This is a genomic window from Escherichia sp. S10b, from assembly GCF_028421345.1.
Lineage (GTDB): Bacteria > Pseudomonadota > Gammaproteobacteria > Enterobacterales > Enterobacteriaceae > ECMA0423.
Window position 1 is genome coordinate 95,743 of the sequence record NZ_JAHZSO010000097.1, and the last position, 18,482, is coordinate 114,224.

16 protein-coding genes and 2 pseudogenes are annotated in these 18,482 nt (G+C 49.8%); 9 read left to right on the plus strand and 9 right to left on the minus strand.

What is annotated here, in order from left to right:
- Nucleotides 1–303 precede the first annotated feature (303 nt).
- Nucleotides 304–1,461: a D-alanyl-D-alanine-carboxypeptidase/endopeptidase AmpH gene (gene ampH / locus FTE26_RS07705; protein ID WP_000830741.1), complete on the plus strand. Its 1,158-nt coding sequence runs from the start codon at nt 304–306 to the stop codon at nt 1,459–1,461.
- Here ampH and iprA read toward each other — a convergent pair whose 3' ends face one another.
- Both iprA and FTE26_RS07715 read right to left on the minus strand, forming a co-directional pair.
- On the minus strand, nt 1,462–2,085 hold the full coding sequence (gene iprA / locus FTE26_RS07710) for a hydrogen peroxide resistance inhibitor IprA (protein ID WP_001295817.1): 624 nt from the start codon (nt 2,083–2,085) through the stop codon (nt 1,462–1,464).
- 87 nt (nt 2,086–2,172) lie between these two features.
- A pseudogene (locus FTE26_RS07715) lies at nt 2,173–5,061 on the minus strand (autotransporter outer membrane beta-barrel domain-containing protein).
- Nucleotides 5,062–5,584: 523 nt separating this feature from the next.
- Here FTE26_RS07715 and hemB point away from each other — a divergent pair.
- A complete protein-coding gene (gene hemB / locus FTE26_RS07720) occupies nt 5,585–6,559 on the plus strand; it encodes a porphobilinogen synthase (protein WP_001295337.1) in 975 nt (324 codons plus the stop codon).
- Between the two features lie 105 nt (nt 6,560–6,664).
- Here hemB and tauD read toward each other — a convergent pair whose 3' ends face one another.
- The 4 genes from tauD to tauA are packed head-to-tail and all read right to left on the minus strand — an operon-like array spanning nt 6,665 to nt 10,079.
- Nucleotides 6,665–7,516, minus strand: coding sequence for a taurine dioxygenase (gene tauD / locus FTE26_RS07725; RefSeq protein ID WP_000004049.1), 852 nt, complete (start codon nt 7,514–7,516; stop codon nt 6,665–6,667).
- Nucleotides 7,513–8,340, minus strand: coding sequence for a taurine ABC transporter permease TauC (tauC, locus tag FTE26_RS07730; RefSeq protein ID WP_000114607.1), 828 nt, complete (start codon nt 8,338–8,340; stop codon nt 7,513–7,515). Before tauC ends, tauD begins: the two co-directional genes overlap by 4 nt.
- Nucleotides 8,337–9,104: a taurine ABC transporter ATP-binding subunit gene (gene tauB / locus FTE26_RS07735; RefSeq protein ID WP_000939395.1), complete on the minus strand. Its 768-nt coding sequence runs from the start codon at nt 9,102–9,104 to the stop codon at nt 8,337–8,339. Before tauB ends, tauC begins: the two co-directional genes overlap by 4 nt.
- A gap of 12 nt (nt 9,105–9,116) precedes the next feature.
- On the minus strand, nt 9,117–10,079 hold the full coding sequence (tauA, locus tag FTE26_RS07740; protein ID WP_001297135.1) for a taurine ABC transporter substrate-binding protein: 963 nt from the start codon (nt 10,077–10,079) through the stop codon (nt 9,117–9,119).
- Nucleotides 10,080–10,694: 615 nt separating this feature from the next.
- Here tauA and FTE26_RS20200 point away from each other — a divergent pair.
- A pseudogene (locus FTE26_RS20200) lies at nt 10,695–11,105 on the plus strand (PIG-L deacetylase family protein); the annotation flags it as partial.
- A gap of 126 nt (nt 11,106–11,231) precedes the next feature.
- Here the strand turns inward: FTE26_RS20200 and FTE26_RS20205 are convergent.
- Nucleotides 11,232–11,351 (minus strand): hypothetical protein, encoded by a 120-nt coding sequence (locus tag FTE26_RS20205; protein ID WP_122995270.1) that lies wholly within the window; start codon nt 11,349–11,351, stop codon nt 11,232–11,234.
- 24 nt (nt 11,352–11,375) lie between these two features.
- Between FTE26_RS20205 and FTE26_RS07750 the strand changes: the two genes are divergently transcribed.
- From FTE26_RS07750 to fghA, 6 genes are all read left to right on the plus strand, one after another.
- A complete protein-coding gene (locus FTE26_RS07750) occupies nt 11,376–12,572 on the plus strand; it encodes a glycosyltransferase (RefSeq protein ID WP_000860438.1) in 1,197 nt (398 codons plus the stop codon).
- Nucleotides 12,550–13,131: an acetyltransferase gene (locus FTE26_RS07755; protein WP_024194469.1), complete on the plus strand. Its 582-nt coding sequence runs from the start codon at nt 12,550–12,552 to the stop codon at nt 13,129–13,131. Before FTE26_RS07750 ends, FTE26_RS07755 begins: the two co-directional genes overlap by 23 nt.
- Nucleotide 13,132: 1 nt before the next feature.
- Nucleotides 13,133–13,906, plus strand: coding sequence for a YaiO family outer membrane beta-barrel protein (locus tag FTE26_RS07760; protein WP_000596094.1), 774 nt, complete (start codon nt 13,133–13,135; stop codon nt 13,904–13,906).
- Between the two features lie 184 nt (nt 13,907–14,090).
- Nucleotides 14,091–14,366, plus strand: coding sequence for a formaldehyde-responsive transcriptional repressor FrmR (frmR, locus tag FTE26_RS07765; RefSeq protein WP_001141271.1), 276 nt, complete (start codon nt 14,091–14,093; stop codon nt 14,364–14,366).
- Nucleotides 14,367–14,400: 34 nt separating this feature from the next.
- Nucleotides 14,401–15,510 carry an S-(hydroxymethyl)glutathione dehydrogenase gene (gene frmA / locus FTE26_RS07770; protein ID WP_000842102.1) on the plus strand — a complete coding sequence of 370 codons (1,110 nt, stop codon included), beginning with the start codon at nt 14,401–14,403 and terminating at the stop codon, nt 15,508–15,510.
- Nucleotides 15,511–15,602: 92 nt separating this feature from the next.
- The gene (gene fghA / locus FTE26_RS07775) at nt 15,603–16,436 is read left to right on the plus strand and encodes an S-formylglutathione hydrolase (RefSeq protein WP_000419049.1); all 834 of its coding nucleotides are present in this window, start codon (nt 15,603–15,605) and stop codon (nt 16,434–16,436) included.
- A gap of 124 nt (nt 16,437–16,560) precedes the next feature.
- Here the strand turns inward: fghA and FTE26_RS07780 are convergent, their stop codons facing one another.
- Together FTE26_RS07780 and mhpT are read right to left on the minus strand one after the other, a co-directional pair.
- Complete coding sequence (locus FTE26_RS07780; RefSeq protein WP_001096705.1) at nt 16,561–17,100, minus strand: DUF2058 domain-containing protein; 540 nt, start codon at nt 17,098–17,100, stop codon at nt 16,561–16,563.
- Nucleotides 17,101–17,201: 101 nt separating this feature from the next.
- A complete protein-coding gene (mhpT, locus tag FTE26_RS07785; protein ID WP_000107624.1) occupies nt 17,202–18,413 on the minus strand; it encodes a 3-(3-hydroxy-phenyl)propionate transporter MhpT in 1,212 nt (403 codons plus the stop codon).
- Nucleotides 18,414–18,482 lie beyond the last annotated feature (69 nt).

The following is an 18,482-nucleotide window of genomic DNA, read 5'->3' on the forward strand; positions in this document are numbered from 1 at the left end:
CCGCATGACCGCTACAAAGCGTCAGCCAAATGAAACCGCCCATTGTGACCCATAGCAAGGCGCTTAGTTCGCCAGCCTGACCATAAGAATTGTTTCGACGGATTTCACAAACCAAAGATTGTTTACATAAGCGGATTAACACGCGCAGGATCACAAATGCAGGCATTGGTGAGCAGGAAAAAGATCGTGTTTACGCGCCGTTACGTTTTTAACACTATTATTGCACTAATTCGCCCTTTGCAATCCATCAATGAGTAGTATAAATACGCTCAGTTACCTTCATTCAATCTATGGACACCACCGTTGAAACGTAGTCTGCTTTTTTCTGCCGTGCTGTGTGCGGCGTCATTGACCTCCGTCCATGCGGCGCAGCCGATCACTGAACCGGAGTTTGCCTCTGATATTGTCGATCGTTATGCCGATCATATTTTTTACGGCAGCGGTGCCACGGGGATGGCGCTGGTTGTTATCGACGGTAACCAGCGCGTCTTTCGCAGTTATGGCGAAACGCGACCTGGTAATAACGTTCGCCCGCAGCTGGATTCGGTCGTGCGTATTGCTTCCCTCACCAAGCTAATGACCAGTGAAATGCTGGTGAAATTGCTCGACCAGGGGACCGTGAAGTTAAACGATCCGCTAAGTAAATATGCTCCGCCAGGCGCACGCGTGCCAACCTACAATGGGACGCCCATTACCCTAGTGAATCTGGCAACCCATACCAGCGCCCTGCCCCGTGAACAGCCCGGTGGCGCGGCACATCGTCCGGTGTTTGTCTGGCCAACGCGCGAGCAACGCTGGAAATACCTTTCTACGGCGAAGCTGAAAGCCGCGCCAGGCAGTCAGGCGGCGTACTCTAACCTTGCGTTCGACCTGCTGGCAGATGCACTGGCGAATGCGTCCGGCAAGCCTTATACCCAGTTGTTTGAAGAGCAGATTACCCGTCCATTGGGGATGAAAGACACCACCTACACCCCCTCACCGGATCAGTGCCGCCGTTTAATGGTTGCTGAGCGCGGTGCCAGTCCGTGCAATAACACGCTGGCGGCAATTGGCAGCGGCGGCGTCTATTCCACGCCTGGCGATATGATGCGCTGGATGCAGCAGTATTTGTCATCTGATTTTTATCAGCGCAGTAACCAGGCAGATCGCATGCAGACGTTGATTTATCAGCGCGCGCAGTTTACGAAAGTGATTGGCATGGATGTCCCCGGCAAAGCGGATGCGCTTGGTTTAGGCTGGGTATATATGGCCCCGAAAGAGGGTCGTCCGGGGATTATTCAGAAGACAGGAGGTGGTGGCGGTTTCATTACCTATATGGCGATGATCCCGCAGAAGAATATTGGCGCGTTTGTGGTGGTCACTCGTTCGCCGTTGACGCGCTTTAAAAATATGAGCGATGGCATCAATGATCTGGTGACCGAGCTAAGCGGGAATAAACCGTTGGTTATCCCCGCATCCTGATTAATACTCTGAAGGCAAACGGTTGATAGCGACCAGTTTGCCTTTATTCATTTCGATATAGCCGCCTTTACGCAAAGCAGCGAGAACTTCTGCGACGACAGAACGCGATATGCGTGTACGTTGATGGATATAATTCATCACACCAATACGTGAGCGCAATTCTTCATTCCAGTCAATCATTGATAATAATGTTGCGCGGATTTGTTCGTAGGAATTATGCCCAATGAGCTGCACGTCGCGTAATTCCAGAATTCTATTTTGCCAGGCTAACCAGTAAAAAGCGTCTCGCCAGAGTTGATTTTGTTCAATAAGCGTAATGGTTTGTTTGGCTGGTAGATGATATCCCGTACAATTTCCTTCTGATATTAATTTGTATGGTATATCGTTTTTCATTAAACCATCAGCCAGCCCCATAATATAAGGAGCCTGGGTAATACCGATAAGTACGTTTTCTTCTCTACGCAGAGAGATAACGCCCTCTAAAATAACGAAAGTATCTTCGCTATTGACATCACTGGAAAATATAACTTGCTTTTCATTATTAAACTCGAAGCGCGTACCGTATCTGGACAAACATTTATCGAGCTTACCAAATTCCTGAAGAGGTTTAACTACAGATAACATTTGCGCGTCCTTTGCAGTAATGCCCGTCAAATCCTTGACGGGCATTATTTAGATTAAATTACCAGAATTTCTTCGGAGTGAAGAATATTACCAGGTATATTTAACACCCACGTTCGCGGACCAGTCTTGATCTACGTCACCACCACCGAGGTAGTTAGCATCGGTATAGGCGCTGAAGTTCTTGGTGAAGCTGAACTGAGTACCCAGACCAACACGTACCGCAGACCCTTCAGTACCGTTATCGATGGAATCACCGTTCACATCGTTATCGTTGTTAGAGTCGTCGTAGACGTAAGCCAGTTTGAAGTACGGAGTCAGAGCCTGGTCTTCGCTGTAGGTGAAGGTATAACCTGCATCTACACCCAGTTCATAACGCATGCTGTCGTAAGACTGACCGTCAACTTTCATGTCGTTGCTCAGCTGGTAGTCATCACCAGACTGGAACAGACCAGAAATGCTGCCGTAAGGAGTCACGTAACCAGCATCACCCAGTTTGAAGTCGTAACCGGCTTTCAAACCGAAGCCCCAAGCGTCGGAGTTGGTGCTACCGTCAACGTAAGTACCGTTGCTCATGGTTGCAGACAGGTCGTTGTTGAAGTGAGAGTAACTCAAGCTACCATCAACAAAGACGTTGTTCGCGAAGTGAGCAGAAGAGTAGATGTAGGCAGTCTGGCTGTCTTGATCCACCTGACCAGAACGGTCATTCATGTCACCTTTAGCGAAGCCTGCAGCCGCACCGACGATCCACTTAGCGTTGTTACCGTCAATTTTGGTATCAACACCGACCATGATGCCGTTAACATCCTGATCATAGTTGATGGTGCCGTTGTCGCCGTTGAAGTTACCACCGAAGTAGCTTACCCATGCGCCGCCGTTATCAGCCAGGCCATGACGAGAGTTGGTCAGACGAGTACCAACGGTGTCTTGTTCCAGGTTCCAGATATTGGTGTTCGCAGACGGGATGCTCAGCGCCATGTTAGCGTAGTCGGTCAGCTCCATCTGTTGCAGAACAACGGTGTTACCGCGCTGTTCAGCCTGATAGGTGTATGCACCCAGGTCAGCTTTGTTAGCAGCAGAGAAGGTCGCGTTGGTTTTGGTATCATCGATATAGATGAGCTGCTTACCTGCGTAATCAGCAATCGCGCCAGCACCAGTGGAGTTGTCGATACGAACTTTGTAGTTACCGGTTGCAGCTACAACGTTGTCAACAGAGCTGTTGTCAACTTCGTCGCCATTATTAATGTCGTTGTTACCATTAACGGTCAAGTGACCATCAGAGTTCATCGCAATAACACCATAACCATAGTTAGCTTTGCTGGTGTCGTTGGTACGATCGTTGACGAGATCTGCATTCAGGATGTAGTCATTACTATGAATGTCAAACACACCTGCGTAAACATTACCGTTGTTATCTTTAACGTTGCCACTGGTCAGTTCCAGAGTATCAGTTGCAAATACGCTGGAGATGTCATTCATGTTGGTGTTTACATCCAGCACACCACCGTTAGTAACGGTAATGGTGTTGGCGTACAGCGGTGCAGATGTCCAAGCTGAAGCAGTATCTTCACCGAAGTTAACAGTAGAGAAGGTATCAATGATCAGGTGATCAGTGTTAACTTCACCGTTAACTTCCATTGAAGAACTACCGTTCAGAGTGATGGTGTCGGAAGTCAGGGAAGAATCTGCACTCACGTTAACCTGAGAACCGCTGTTGATAGCCAGGGTATCGATCAGAGAATCTTTCGTGGTTTCCCAATCAGAACCATTGTTCAGAACAACATCGAATACGCCACTCTGGAATGCGTTAGCGTTATCAACACGATTCCAGCCATCTTCAGAGTAAGAAGCGTACGGGTTCAGGCTGTTTGGCGCAACGTCGTAGAAGGCTTCGTCAGCAACAACAACGTCATAATCAATATTCGCTGAACCAACCCATTTGGTGTTGTTCAGAGTCAGGTTCAGGTGATCGACGTTCTGATCGTCAGTAGCCCAACCGCCATGAGTGTAAGCAGTGGTAGAGTTGTCAATCAGGTGACCCGTCGCGTCAAAGTTAGCGTTCCAGGTACTGTCAAATACAACGTCGCCAAGCAACTGAGAATTGTTGAATGTAACGTTGTTGACCATACGATAATCAGAAGTGTCATCATCTATGAAGGCTAATGCAACATCATCAGCACCTGATGCACCATTACCATAGTCGCTTGGCTCAACAGAGTTGCCAAAATGACCACGATCTGATTGTTCGTCTTCTGAGAGCGAACCTGAAGTTACAGTGGAATTATTAACAACGATATTGTTGTCCCACTGATGACCTTCAGTATTGTAAGTCGCATTACCTAAATCGTTTTGAACCAGAGTAATACCTGCAACATGGGAGTTGTTGCTGATATTGATGTTACTTTCAACATCCAGAGTTACAGCGGTGCCAAGAGCAGCTGTTACCAGACGATCATAATCTGTTTTAGACGTTTTACCGTCTGCATCCAGATAAGTATCATTGAAGTAGAATGCATCAAAATCATCGTCAATTGTTGAGTTCGCGATGTTCAGAGTGAAAATATCGCCATCTACCCAATCATGACCAGTATAATCGCTACCGTTGGTCCAGACTTAATCACCGTATCCGATCTGATCGGAAGTAATCATACCGTGAATATTTGAGTTCGTAATATTCAGAGTATTAGCGGTATCTGTTCCATAGTCGTGATTCAGATAATAAGTAGAAATTACACCATTAACGGTATCGCCACTAAATACAGTATCAAAATAACCATCAGCCGCATGGTCGTATACATAGCCACCATACGTCAAATAGTCGTGATCAGTTTTAGTATTGTCGCCCCAATTGAATAGAGTGACTGCGTCATCGTGATACCCGAATGTATTATAAGTAGTTGCATTAGCCTGAGAGGTGATAGCCAGAGTGCAAGCCAATGCTAATTGTGATACTACAAGTTTCTTTTTCCAGGAGTGCATTTGTCATCCCTCCTCAGGGACGTAATAAGTTGATCCATCAATTATCAATGCATAGAAAACATATTATGTTTCGCGCTAATGATTATGCTGCGTTACAGACGAATGGTTCAATTATTCTTTCCCCTAAGTCCGAATGTGGACATATATAACCTATGGAGAAAAACACGCATCAAATTGATAAAAGGGCGATATTTCAACATGTTGCAGATAATGTTATTTTTGATACATACGCGTTATAAATATCAAAAACACAAACCAGATAAATATCTTATCAATATACAACAAAGTTTGAATTATTCAATTTATAGCAGCACAACCAAACGCCAAAAAATAATAACCAAGAGCTATAAATAAAGATTAAAAATATTTTCAGTGAATATGAAATTATTGCTATTTCTATTACAAAGATGTCCTGGTCTCTCTTTCATTCTCTTCTTGTCAACATCACGACAACTTTCGTAAAACACTCCTGCCCCGCTTCAGGTATACTGTGCACCTTAATTCCACAAACATCAGGCAGACCATGACAGACTTAATCCAACGCCCTCGTCGCCTGCGCAAATCTCCTGCGCTGCGCGCTATGTTTGAAGAGACAACACTTAGCCTTAACGACCTGGTGTTGCCGATCTTTGTTGAAGAAGAAATTGACGACTACAAAGCCGTTGAAGCCATGCCAGGCGTGATGCGCATTCCAGAGAAACATCTGGCACGCGAAATTGAACGCATCGCCAACGCCGGTATCCGTTCCGTAATGACTTTTGGCATCTCTCACCATACCGATGAAACCGGCAGCGACGCCTGGCGGGAAGATGGACTGGTGGCGCGTATGTCGCGCATCTGCAAGCAGACTGTGCCAGAAATGATCGTCATGTCAGACACTTGTTTCTGTGAATACACTTCTCACGGTCACTGCGGTGTGCTGTGCGAGCATGGCGTCGACAACGACGCGACTCTGGAAAATTTAGGCAAGCAAGCCGTGGTTGCAGCTGCTGCAGGCGCAGACTTCATCGCCCCTTCCGCCGCGATGGACGGCCAGGTACAGGCGATTCGTCAGGCGCTGGACGCTGCAGGCTTTAAAGATACGGCGATTATGTCGTATTCGACCAAGTTCGCCTCTTCCTTTTATGGCCCGTTCCGTGAAGCTGCCGGAAGCGCATTAAAAGGCGACCGCAAAAGCTATCAGATGAACCCAATGAACCGTCGCGAGGCGATTCGTGAGTCACTGCTGGATGAAGCCCAGGGCGCAGACTGCCTGATGGTTAAACCTGCTGGAGCGTACCTCGACATCGTGCGTGAGCTGCGTGAACGTACTGAATTGCCGATTGGCGCGTATCAGGTGAGCGGTGAGTACGCGATGATTAAGTTCGCCGCGCTGGCGGGTGCTATAGATGAAGAGAAAGTCGTGCTCGAAAGCTTAGGTTCAATTAAGCGTGCGGGTGCGGATCTGATTTTCAGCTACTTTGCGCTGGATTTGGCTGAGAAGAAGATTCTGCGTTAATTTTTTTCCTCTCAGAAAGGGGGAGTTAACCTGTTGAAAGTACGGTGAACGCCCCCTCACCCTAACCCTCTCCCCAAGGGGGCGAGGGAACCGTCCGCACTCGTATCACCCCGCCCGATAAAACGGTTTATCCCCAAGGATCGTCGCCCGATGCATAATCCGCCGCTGTGGCAGGTAATCGGCATTGGCATAGTGCTGAGTCACGCGGTTATCCCAAATCGCAATATCATTCGGTTGCCAGCGCCAACGCACCTGAAACTCCGGTTTAGTGATATGGGCGAATAAAAAGCCTAACAAGGCTTCGCTCTCTTTCTCGCTGACATCGACAATTCGCGTAGTAAAGCCTTCATTCACAAACAGCGCCTGTTTACCGCTCACCGGATGCGTTCGCACCACCGGATGTAGCAACGGAGGATTTTTCGCGACCGCCTCGCGCCAGCGTTGATGTTCCTCCTCGGTTTTGCGGTATTTGTATTCCGGGAACGATTTACGGAAATCATGCTCCGCACGCAGCCCGCTCAGCAGCTGGCGGAAGGGAACAGAGAGCGCCTCATAGGCCGCAATACCGCTGGTCCAGAGCGTATCACCGCCGGTCGAAGGTAACTCTTTAGCTGCCAGAATCGCCCCTGCGGGTGGCGTTTCAATAAATGTCACATCGGTATGCCAGTTGTCGTTATCCGGCGGATTATCGTTATGGGTATCCAGCACGATGATCTCGTCAACCCCTTCGGCATGAGGGTAAACAGGGTGAATATGCAGTTCGCCAAAACGCTGGGCCAGCGCGCGTTGCTGCTGCGGCGTAATAGTTTGATCGCGCAGAAACACCACCTGATGGCGCAGCACCGCATGGTAAAGCTGTTCAAACTGATTATCGCTTAACGGGCGCGTCAGGTCGGCACCCGAAATTTGTGCGCCGATATACGGCCCCAGCGGGGTAATGCTCAGACGTTCACTCATTGTACTTCTCCATGCCAGGGCGTCAGACGGCGCTGTAACGCGCGCAAACCCAGTTCTAAAAGAAAGGCGATAATCGCAATCACCGCGATTCCCGCCAGCACCACGTCAGTCGCGAGAAATTCACCCGCTGACTGAACCATAAATCCTAAACCGCGCGTCGCGGCAATCAGCTCCGCCGCTACCAGCGTAGACCAGCCCACACCCAGACCAATGCGTAATCCGGTGAGGATTTCCGGCAGCGCGCCGGGCAAAATGACAAACCACAGCACCTGCGCACGGCTGGCACCCAGCGACTGGGCGGCACGAATGCGAACCTGCTGCGCGCTTTTCACCCCCGCCAGCGCCGACATCGCCACCGGTGCAAAAATCGCTAAATAGATCAGTAAGATCTTCGAGGTTTCACCAATACCAAACCAGATCACCATCAGCGGCAAATAAGCCAGCGGCGGCACGGGACGATAAAGTTCGATTACCGGATCCAGAATGCCGCGCACCGTCGGGCTTAGCCCCATGGCGATCCCGACCGGAATACCGATCACCACCGCCGCGAGTAGCGCCAGCACAATGCGCGTCAGGCTGGCTGCCAGATGCTGCCACAGCGTGGCGTCCATAAATCCCTGCGGTCCGGCAATGGTGAGCAGTTTTGCCAGTACTTGTTGCGGCGGCGGCAAAAACAGCGGGCTAATCAGTTGCAGCGCCGCCACCGTCCACCATACAGTGAGTAAAACCGCTAACGTGCCAATGCTTAAGGTCACCTGACGCGAGAGCGGCCAGCGCCATTTCAGCCGCCGCGAATGCAGTTTTTCATTAATGAGCACACTCATGAGAACGCCTCCCGTTGCTCAAATACGCGGCTTAAAACATATTCGCGCATGGCGATGAATTGTGGATCGGACTTGATGCTGCGGCTCGACTCTCCCGCAACAAAGCGGCGAGCAAAGTTGAGCGGCAGCCGCTCCAGCACACGGCCAGGGCCGGATGAAAGCAGAACCAGTTCAGTCGCCATAAACACCGCTTCTTCTATATCGTGGGTAATCAACAGCACCTGCTTGCCCGTCTCCTGCCAGAGTTTCAGCAGCAGAGTTTGCATCTGGTCGCGGGTGAAGGCGTCCAGCGCACCAAACGGTTCGTCGAGTAATAACAGCTGGGGATTCGCCGCCAGCGCGCGGGCAATCCCCACCCGCTGACGTTGACCACCGGAAAGCTGCCAGATATAGCGTTTTTCTGCGCCTTCCAGCCCCACTTTTTTCAGCATCTGGTGCGCGATTTCCAGTCGCTGCATTTTCTCTATACCTGCCAATTGCAGGCCGAACGCCACGTTGTCCTGTACATTGCGCCACGGTAGTAGCCCTTCATTCTGAAAAACCACCCCGCGCTCTGCTCCCGGTCCCTCAATACGCTTACCCGCCAGTTGAATGCTGCCATGCTGATAAGGCACAAAACCGGCAATCAGATTCAGCAGGGTGGTTTTACCGCAGCCGGACGGCCCCAGCACCACCAGTAGCTCGCCGCTTTCCAGCGTCAGGTTGATATCTTCCAGTACCGGTTTGCCGCCATAATCGGCGTAAAGATGAGAGATTTGCAGCATCTGCGCCTCCTTTTATTGCACGAAGCGCGAGGTAACGTACTGGCTGTAATCATTCGCTACAGCCGGGACCTTGCCCTGCTCTTTCAAAAACTGCGCGGTGTCGATGATCGCTTTGTTCACCGGTCCGGTCAGTTCTACCGTTTGTTGCTGCGGCGTCAGATAGGTATTCCCCTTCACCAGCCCCGGAACGTCACCTTCCGGCACGCCGCTTAAACGCGCCAGTTTGCTGATGTTTTCCGGCTGTTTCAGCCACGCGTCTGGGTTAGCAATGTACGGTTGCTGAGCATCGATGGCGCTTTTAGCGAACGCTTTCACGACCTCAGGATGTTTCTCGGCAAAATCTTTGCGCACCACCCAGACGTCCAGCGTTGGCGCACCCCACTGCCCGACCTGTTCAGAATCGGTCAACACCTTGCCGTCTTTTTCCAGGGCGTTAACCGCCGGTGCCCAGACATAAGCACCATCAATATCACCCCGCTGCCATGCGGCGATAATCGCGGGCGGCTGCAGGTTCACAATCTCCACTTGCCCGGGTTTAATCCCCCAGTGTTTCAGCGCCGCCAGCAGGCTGTAGTGGGTGGTGGAGATAAACGGTACGGCTATGCGTTTGCCAATCAGATCTTCCGGTTTGCTGATAGTTTTCTTTACCACCAGCGCTTCGGAGTTACCCAGTTTTGACGCCAGCAAGAAAACTTCAATCGGCACCTGTTGGCTGGCTGCAACCGCTAACGGGCTGGAACCGAGGTTGCCGATTTGCACATCGCCAGAAGCCAGCGCCCGCACGATGCTGGCTCCGCTGTCAAACTTACGCCAGTCCACGGTTGCTCCGCTTTCTTTAGCAAAGGTGTTGTCGGCCTGAGCCACTTTCGCCGGTTCGGCTGAGGTTTGATACGCCACGGTGACGTTCACCGCCTGTGCCTGAAAAGCGATGAATGCCAGTGCGGCAAGAAGTGTGTTACGCGATGAAATTGCCATGATTGTCTGCTCCCCTGTCTTGTTATGGGAGCAGTATTCAGGAATAAAAACATTCATTAAAAGAATTAGTCGTTATCGCACAGATGATTTTATTCTTAGCAAAAAAACGGCTAAGGAAAGATTAAATATGCAATTACTCCGTTCTAACAATTGGGAAAATTACTACACTTCATTTTAGTGATGCATAAACAACCACATTACGAGATTTATGACTTCATTATTTCTATCAATATCAATACATATAATAAAACTATTATATTCGCATTGTATATATCACTGTATCATTCTCAATCACTCGCATATTACATTCACATAATGTATATAAACAATACTTGTTCACAGAACATATTTTTTAAATGCAATTAATTGACAAACTAAATCACATCTAAATACAATGTATAAAACAAAATAACTATACATACCAAACATACAAACACTTAACATATGAATTGCATAAAAACATTACCCAGTCGAACCTCCGGGTCTGAAAGCCCTTGCTTTTCAGTTATTAGCAACATTTAACATTTATAAATTAACATCTGGCTGCGCCAGAGATTACGTCTCTGAGTGCATCGTTGTGCTTGTAGTATAATAAATAAAATGGAGTGTCATTAAGTGGATAAGGTTTTAGATTCAGCCCTCCTTTCTTCGGCAAATAAAAGAAAGGGTATCCTTGCTATTGGCGCACATCCTGACGATATAGAATTAGGCTGTGGCGCATCGCTTGCTCGTCTTGCGCAAAAAGGAATTTATATCGCAGCAGTGGTGATGACTACCGGCAACTCTGGTACAGATGGAATAATCGATCGCCATGAAGAATCGCGCAACGCCCTAAAGATATTAGGGTGCCACCAAACTATTCATCTTAATTTTGCTGACACCCGCGCTCATTTACAGCTCAATGATATGATTTCCGCCCTGGAAGACATCATTAAAAATCAAATTCCTTCTGATGTTGAAATCATGCGGGTATATACCATGCATGATGCCGACCGCCATCAGGATCATCTCGCTGTTTATCAAGCTTCAATGGTTGCCTGCCGCACTATTCCACAAATTCTCGGCTACGAAACCCCAAGTACCTGGCTTTCATTTATGCCTCAGGTTTTTGAATCCGTTAAAGAAGAATATTTCACAGTCAAACTTGCTGCATTAAAAAAACATAAAAGCCAGGAACGACGTGATTATATGCGTCATGATCGCCTGCGTGCAGTTGCACAATTTCGCGGGCAACAGGTCAATAGCGATCTGGGTGAAGGCTTTGTAATTCATAAAATGATTCTTTGAGCAAATTGCATGAAAACCTGGATATTTATCTGTATGTCCATAGCAATGTTGCTATGGTTTTTAAGTACGCTAAGACGTAAACCCAGTCAAAAGAAAGGCTGTATTGACGCCATTATACCTGCGTATAACGAAGGCCCGTGTCTGGCGCAGTCACTGGATAATCTACTGCGTAACCCTTATTTTTGCCGGGTAATTTGCGTTAACGACGGCTCCACGGACAATACCGAAGCGGTCATGGCGGAAGTCAAACGCAAATGGGGCGACCGCTTTGTTGCCGTCACGCAAAAAAATACCGGTAAAGGTGGTGCGCTGATGAATGGCCTCAATTATGCCACCTGCGACCAGGTTTTTTTAAGTGATGCCGACACCTATGTTCCGCCCGATCAAGACGGAATGGGCTATATGCTGGCAGAAATTGAGCGCGGTGCTGATGCCGTAGGCGGCATTCCCTCTACTGCGTTGAAAGGCGCGGGGCTGTTACCGCACATCCGCGCGACCGTAAAGTTGCCGATGATTGTTATGAAGCGCACGCTACAGCAGCTCCTGGGCGGCGCACCGTTTATTATCAGCGGTGCCTGCGGGATGTTCCGTACTGATGTATTGCGTAAGTTCGGTTTCTCGGATCGTACTAAAGTCGAAGACCTTGATCTCACCTGGACATTAGTGGCAAACGGCTACCGTATTCGGCAGGCGAATCGCTGCATCGTATACCCACAGGAATGCAACAGTCCGCGTGAGGAGTGGCGTCGCTGGCGGCGTTGGATTGTGGGATACGCGGTCTGTATGCGCCTGCATAAAAGACTTTTATTTAGCCGCTTCGGTATCTTCAGTATATTTCCTATGCTGTTGGTTGTGATTTATGGCGTTGGGATTTATCTCACTACCTGGTTTAATGAATTCATCACCACCGGGCCGCATGGTGTGGTGTTGGCAATGTTTCCGCTTATCTGGATCGGCGTAGTTTGTGTTATTGGTGCTTTTAGCGCCTGGTTTCATCGTTGCTGGTTGTTGGTGCCTTTAGCGCCGCTTTCCGTTGTGTATGTATTATTAGCTTATGCCATCTGGATTATTTATGGACTTATTGCCTTTTTTACTGGACGCGAACCTCAGCGCGACAAACCCACCCGCTATTCCGCACTGGTGGAAGCGTCAACCGCTTATTCCCAACCTTCTGTCACAGGAACTGAAAAACTATCTGAAGCTTAATGTTAAAGAGAAAAATATTCAGATTGCAGACCAGGTAATTATTGATGAAACTGCAGGTGAAGTTGTTATCGGCGCGAATACCCGTATTTGTCATGGTGCCGTTATTCAGGGTCCGGTAGTGATTGGCGCAAACTGCCTGATAGGTAATTATGCGTTTATTCGTCCTGGCACAATAATCAGCAATGGTGTAAAAATTGGTTTTGCCACCGAAATTAAAAATGCGGTTATTGAAGCGGAAGCAACGATTGGTCCGCAATGTTTTATTGCCGACTCGGTAGTTGCAAACCAGGCATATTTGGGCGCACAAGTACGTACCAGTAATCATCGTCTGGATGAACAGCCTGTGTCTGTTCGAACTCCAGAGGGAATTATCGCTACCGGATGCGATAAATTAGGTTGTTATATCGGGCAGCGTTCACGCCTTGGCGTACAAGTTATAATTTTGCCTGGGCGAATTATTTCCCCGAACACGCAACTTGGCCCGCGCGTGATTGTAGAACGTAATTTACCTGCCGGAACTTATTCACTCCGACAAGAACTTATCCGTACAGGAGATTAAAATGATAAAACGGACGTTATTAGCGGCGGCCATTTTTAGCGCATTGCCCGCTTATGCCGGGTTAACTTCCATTACCGCGGGCTACGATTTTACCGATTATTCTGGCGATCATGGCAACCGTAATTTAGCGTATGCTGAACTGGTGGCGAAAGTTGAAAACGCAACGCTGCTTTTTAATCTTTCCCAGGGGCGTCGTGATTATGAAACTGAAAATTTCAATGCCACTCGCGGTCAGGGTGCGGTCTGGTATAAATGGAATAACTGGCTGACAACCCGAACGGGTATTGCCTTTGCGGATAATACGCCGGTCTTTGCCCGCCAGGATTTTCGTCAGGATATTAACCTGGCCCTGTTGCCAAAAACGCTTTTCACGACCGGTTATCGCTACACTAAATATTACGATGATGTCGAAGTCGATGCCTGGCAAGGCGGCGTATCACTCTATACTGGCCCGGTGATCACCAGCTACCGCTATACCCATTATGACTCCAGCGATGCAGGTGGTAGTTATAGCAATATGATTTCCGTGCGTCTGAATGACCCGCGCGGCACTGGTTATACGCAACTATGGCTAAGCCGCGGAACAGGCGCTTACACCTATGACTGGACGCCAGAAACACGCTACGGCAGCATGAAGAGCGTCAGTTTGCAACGTATTCAACCGCTGACTGAGCAACTTAATCTCGGGCTGACGGCAGGTAAAGTGTGGTACGACACCCCAACCGATGATTATAACGGTCTGCAACTTGCAGCCCATCTGACCTGGAAATTCTGATTCCTTCTGCCGCCCGCTATCCGGGGCGGCCTTCCCTGCCGATTAGCCCCCCCTTTCCTCTTTGTTTTCCGACCACATTCACCGGATAAATTTTATTCTCCAGTGTTATATACTATAGGGGGGTATGCATTGACATATAGCATACCCCCCTATAGTATATTGCGTGCAGATGATGAGGTGCGAAATGCCCAGTACTCCGGAAGAGAAGAAAAAGGTCCTTACTCGAGTTCGTCGTATTCGAGGGCAGATTGATGCTCTGGAACGGTCGCTGGAGGGTGATGCCGAATGCCGTGCCATACTCCAACAGATCGCTGCCGTTCGGGGCGCGGCTAACGGGCTGATGGCAGAAGTGCTTGAAAGCCATATCCGGGAAACGTTTGACCGAAATGACTGCTACAGCCGCGAAGTCAGCCAATCCGTTGACGACACTATTGAACTGGTTCGAGCCTATCTTAAATAGCTGAATCTATTACCATATTGAGGAAGAGCGAGAGATGAAATCACGTGCTGCCGTTGCATTTGCTCCCGGTAAACCGCTGGAAATCGTTGAAATTGACGTTGCACCACCGAAAAAAGGTGAAGTGCTGATTAAAGTCACCCATACCGGCGTTTGCCATACCGACGCATTTACCCTCTCCGGGGATGACCCGGAAGGTGTATTCCCGGTGGTTCTCGGTCACGAAGGGGCCGGCGTTGTGGTTGAAGTCGGTGAAGGCGTAACCAGCGTCAAACCTGGCGACCATGTGATCCCGCTTTACACCGCGGAGTGCGGCGAGTGTGAGTTCTGTCGTTCTGGCAAAACTAACCTCTGTGTTGCGGTTCGCGAAACCCAGGGTAAAGGCTTGATGCCAGACGGCACCACCCGTTTTTCTTACAACGGGCAGCCGCTTTATCACTACATGGGGTGCTCTACATTCAGTGAATACACCGTGGTCGCGGAAGTGTCTCTGGCCAAAATTAATCCAGAAGCAAACCATGAACACGTCTGTCTGCTGGGCTGTGGCGTGACCACCGGTATTGGCGCGGTGCACAACACAGCTAAAGTCCAGCCAGGTGATTCTGTTGCCGTGTTTGGTCTTGGCGCGATTGGTCTGGCAGTGGTTCAGGGCGCACGTCAGGCGAAAGCGGGACGGATTATCGCTATCGATACCAACCCGAAGAAATTCGATCTGGCGCGTCGCTTCGGTGCTACCGACTGCATTAACCCGAATGACTACGACAAACCGATTAAAGATGTCCTGCTGGATATCAACAAATGGGGTATCGACCATACCTTTGAATGCATCGGTAACGTCAACGTGATGCGTGCGGCGCTGGAAAGTGCGCACCGCGGCTGGGGTCAGTCGGTGATCATCGGGGTGGCAGGTTCTGGTCAGGAAATCTCCACCCGTCCATTCCAGTTGGTCACTGGTCGCGTATGGAAAGGTTCCGCGTTTGGCGGCGTGAAAGGTCGTTCCCAGTTACCGGGTATGGTTGAAGATGCGATGAAAGGTGATATCGATCTGGAACCGTTTGTCACGCATACCATGAGCCTTGATGAAATTAATGACGCCTTCGACCTGATGCATGAAGGCAAATCCATTCGAACCGTAATTCGTTACTGATTTCCCGCAGGTATACCCCGTCCACTTCAGACGGGGTTCTTAATACTCTCCCCGGGCAGCCGTCCGGGGGATTAACCGTGAGATAATGACTGATGGAACTCATTGAAAAACATGCCAGCTTTGGCGGCTGGCAAAATGTGTATCGGCATTATTCCCAATCACTGAAATGTGAAATGAATGTCGGCGTCTATCTCCCACCAAAAGCCGCGAATGAAAAATTGCCGGTGCTGTACTGGCTTTCGGGCCTGACCTGCAACGAGCAGAATTTCATTACTAAATCGGGGATGCAGCGTTACGCGGCTGAGCACAACATTATTGTTGTTGCGCCGGACACCAGTCCGCGAGGCAGTCATGTCGCAGATGCCGACCGTTACGATCTCGGGCAAGGTGCCGGGTTTTACCTGAACGCAACGCAAGCGCCGTGGAATGAACATTACAAAATGTATGACTATATCCGCAACGAGCTGCCGGATTTAGTGATGCAACATTTTCCGGCAACGACCAGAAAGTCTATCTCTGGTCATTCTATGGGCGGGCTGGGCGCGCTGGTGCTGGCGTTACGTAACCCAGATGAATATGTCAGCGTCTCGGCGTTTTCGCCCATTGTCTCCCCATCGCAAGTACCGTGGGGACAGCAAGCCTTTGCCGCATATCTTGGTGAAAATAAAGATGCCTGGTTGGATTACGATCCGGTGAGTCTTATTTCACAAGGTCAACGCGTTGCGGAAATCATGGTTGATCAGGGGTTGAGTGATGATTTTTACGCGGAACAGCTGCGGACTCCAAATCTTGAAAAGATCTGCCAGGAGATGAATATCAAGACGTTAATCCGTTATCACGAGGGTTACGACCACAGCTATTATTTTGTCTCCAGTTTTATTGGCGAGCATATTGCCTACCACGCCAATAAACTGAATATGCGTTGATAATAGTGCACGACTGCCGGATGCGGCGTGAACGCCTTATCCGCCTACATTTCGCCCGCAGGCCGTAGGCATGATAAGACGCGCATAGCGTCGCATCAGGCATCTGCGCACGACTTATCTATGTTTACCACATCAAATCATCAGGCACTTTGAAGTCGGCATACGGATCGTCTTCATCCTGCTCTTCGGCACTGAGCGCGCTGTGCAACACTATACTGCTGGCATCACGCTGAGCTATTTTATCGGCAACGCTGGCGGGAATAATGGCGTATTCACCTTCGCTATTGTTATCGACCAACAAGCGAGCAATCGCCAGACGACCATTAATCAACTGCGCTTGTGTGAGCTTATCGACAAAAATCTTCTTAATCAGATTGCCGTCAGTGAAGTTAAAACCAATATCGCCATTGGCAATGGTGATTCGGTTCATTTCAATGAGCTGCTTCACCTGAGCTTTATATTCTTTCGCCAACGCCGCTTGTTTTTGCTGTTCGCTAAGCTGTTTATCACGCTCAAGCTGTGCCTTTTTATTTTCTTCTACCGCCGCCCGAGCTTCACGCGCCTGAACGCGCGATTTTTTCGCCGTTCTCTCGACCTTCGCCGCTTTTTTGCTGGTGACTAATCCTGCTTTGAGCAACTGCTCTTGTAAGGTAAGTTTTGCCATCTTTGTTTCCAAACCCGCTGAATAATTTTTAGCGAGTATACCTGTAAACGCCGTGGGTGTATTGGGGGCAAGTCCCTTTCGCCCCTGCTTAATAAGGCGCGTCAGGCATCGGCACACGGCTGCATTCTTGATCTCCGACTCATCAAAATAAACACCGCCAACCCAGCAACAAGAATACCCGGTGCAGAAGCGGCCATTACGCCGACCGTGCCAGTGCCTAATGCCAGCATTTTCCCGGCCAGTAACGGACCGCTCATAGCCCCCAGACGCCCTACCGCCACGGCTGTTCCCACACCTGTTGCGCGGATCTGCGAACTGTAAAACAACGGTGCCAGGGCATACAAAACGCTTTGTCCACCTGTCGCAAACAACCCCGCGACAAATCCCGCCAGCAACATACCGTTAAATGACGACACCGTTCCAAGCGCCAGCAGCGAAGCTAACATGCCGCTATAAATCAGTAGCGACATGGTTACTGGACGCAGCTTATCCATCAATGCGCCCAACATTAACGTCCCGCTTGCCGCCCCCATTTGCAGGGCAAACATCACCCCTGCCGCCTGCGATGGCTGGAATCCTTGCTCCACCAAAAGTAGCGGTAGCCAGTTGATCAACATATAAACCACCAGCAGAGTGAAGAAATAACACAACCACAGCAGCAGCGTCGCGGTTGCCGTTTCTGGCGCAAATAAGGCACGCAGTGGTGGCGCAGCCTGTTTTTCGCCAGCGAAAACCGCTGACTCCGGCAGCCAGCGCATTAATAGCGGCACCAGAATCAACGGCACCACACCACCTACCCAAAACACCGTTTGCCATGCTAAGTTTGCCCCCGCGAAACCCAGTGTCGCCGCCAGCGCCGCGCCAATGGGAACACCGCAATACATCAGGCTCACTGCCGTCCCACGAAAACGTGGACCCGCGGCTTCAGACGTCAGGGCGATAAGATTCGGCAACGCCGCCCCCAGCCCGACACCGGTCATCAGCCGCGCAAAGACCAGTGAGGGGAAATCCCAGGCAATCGCCGTTGCCAGTGAGAACAAACCAAACAGCGCAACTGAGCCAATCAAAATACGCTTACGACCATAACGGTCTGCCAGCATCCCGCCAACCAACGCGCCGGGTAGCAAACCGAGTATTCCGGCGCTAAATATCCAGCCCATTTGCATTTTATCGAGTGCGAAAGCCTGGGCGATGCCACCCGCCGCAATGCCAGCCGCCTGAAGATCCAGCCCTTCCATCAGAGCGACCAAAAAACAAAGCCCGATGGTCAGCATCAGGCGGGATGAAGATGATGAAGGGGTACGAGTCGACATAAGATGAACCTCATTGCGAGTGCAGGTGAATCGCGACTGATACATTGCCAGCCGCGTAATCAGAACTAT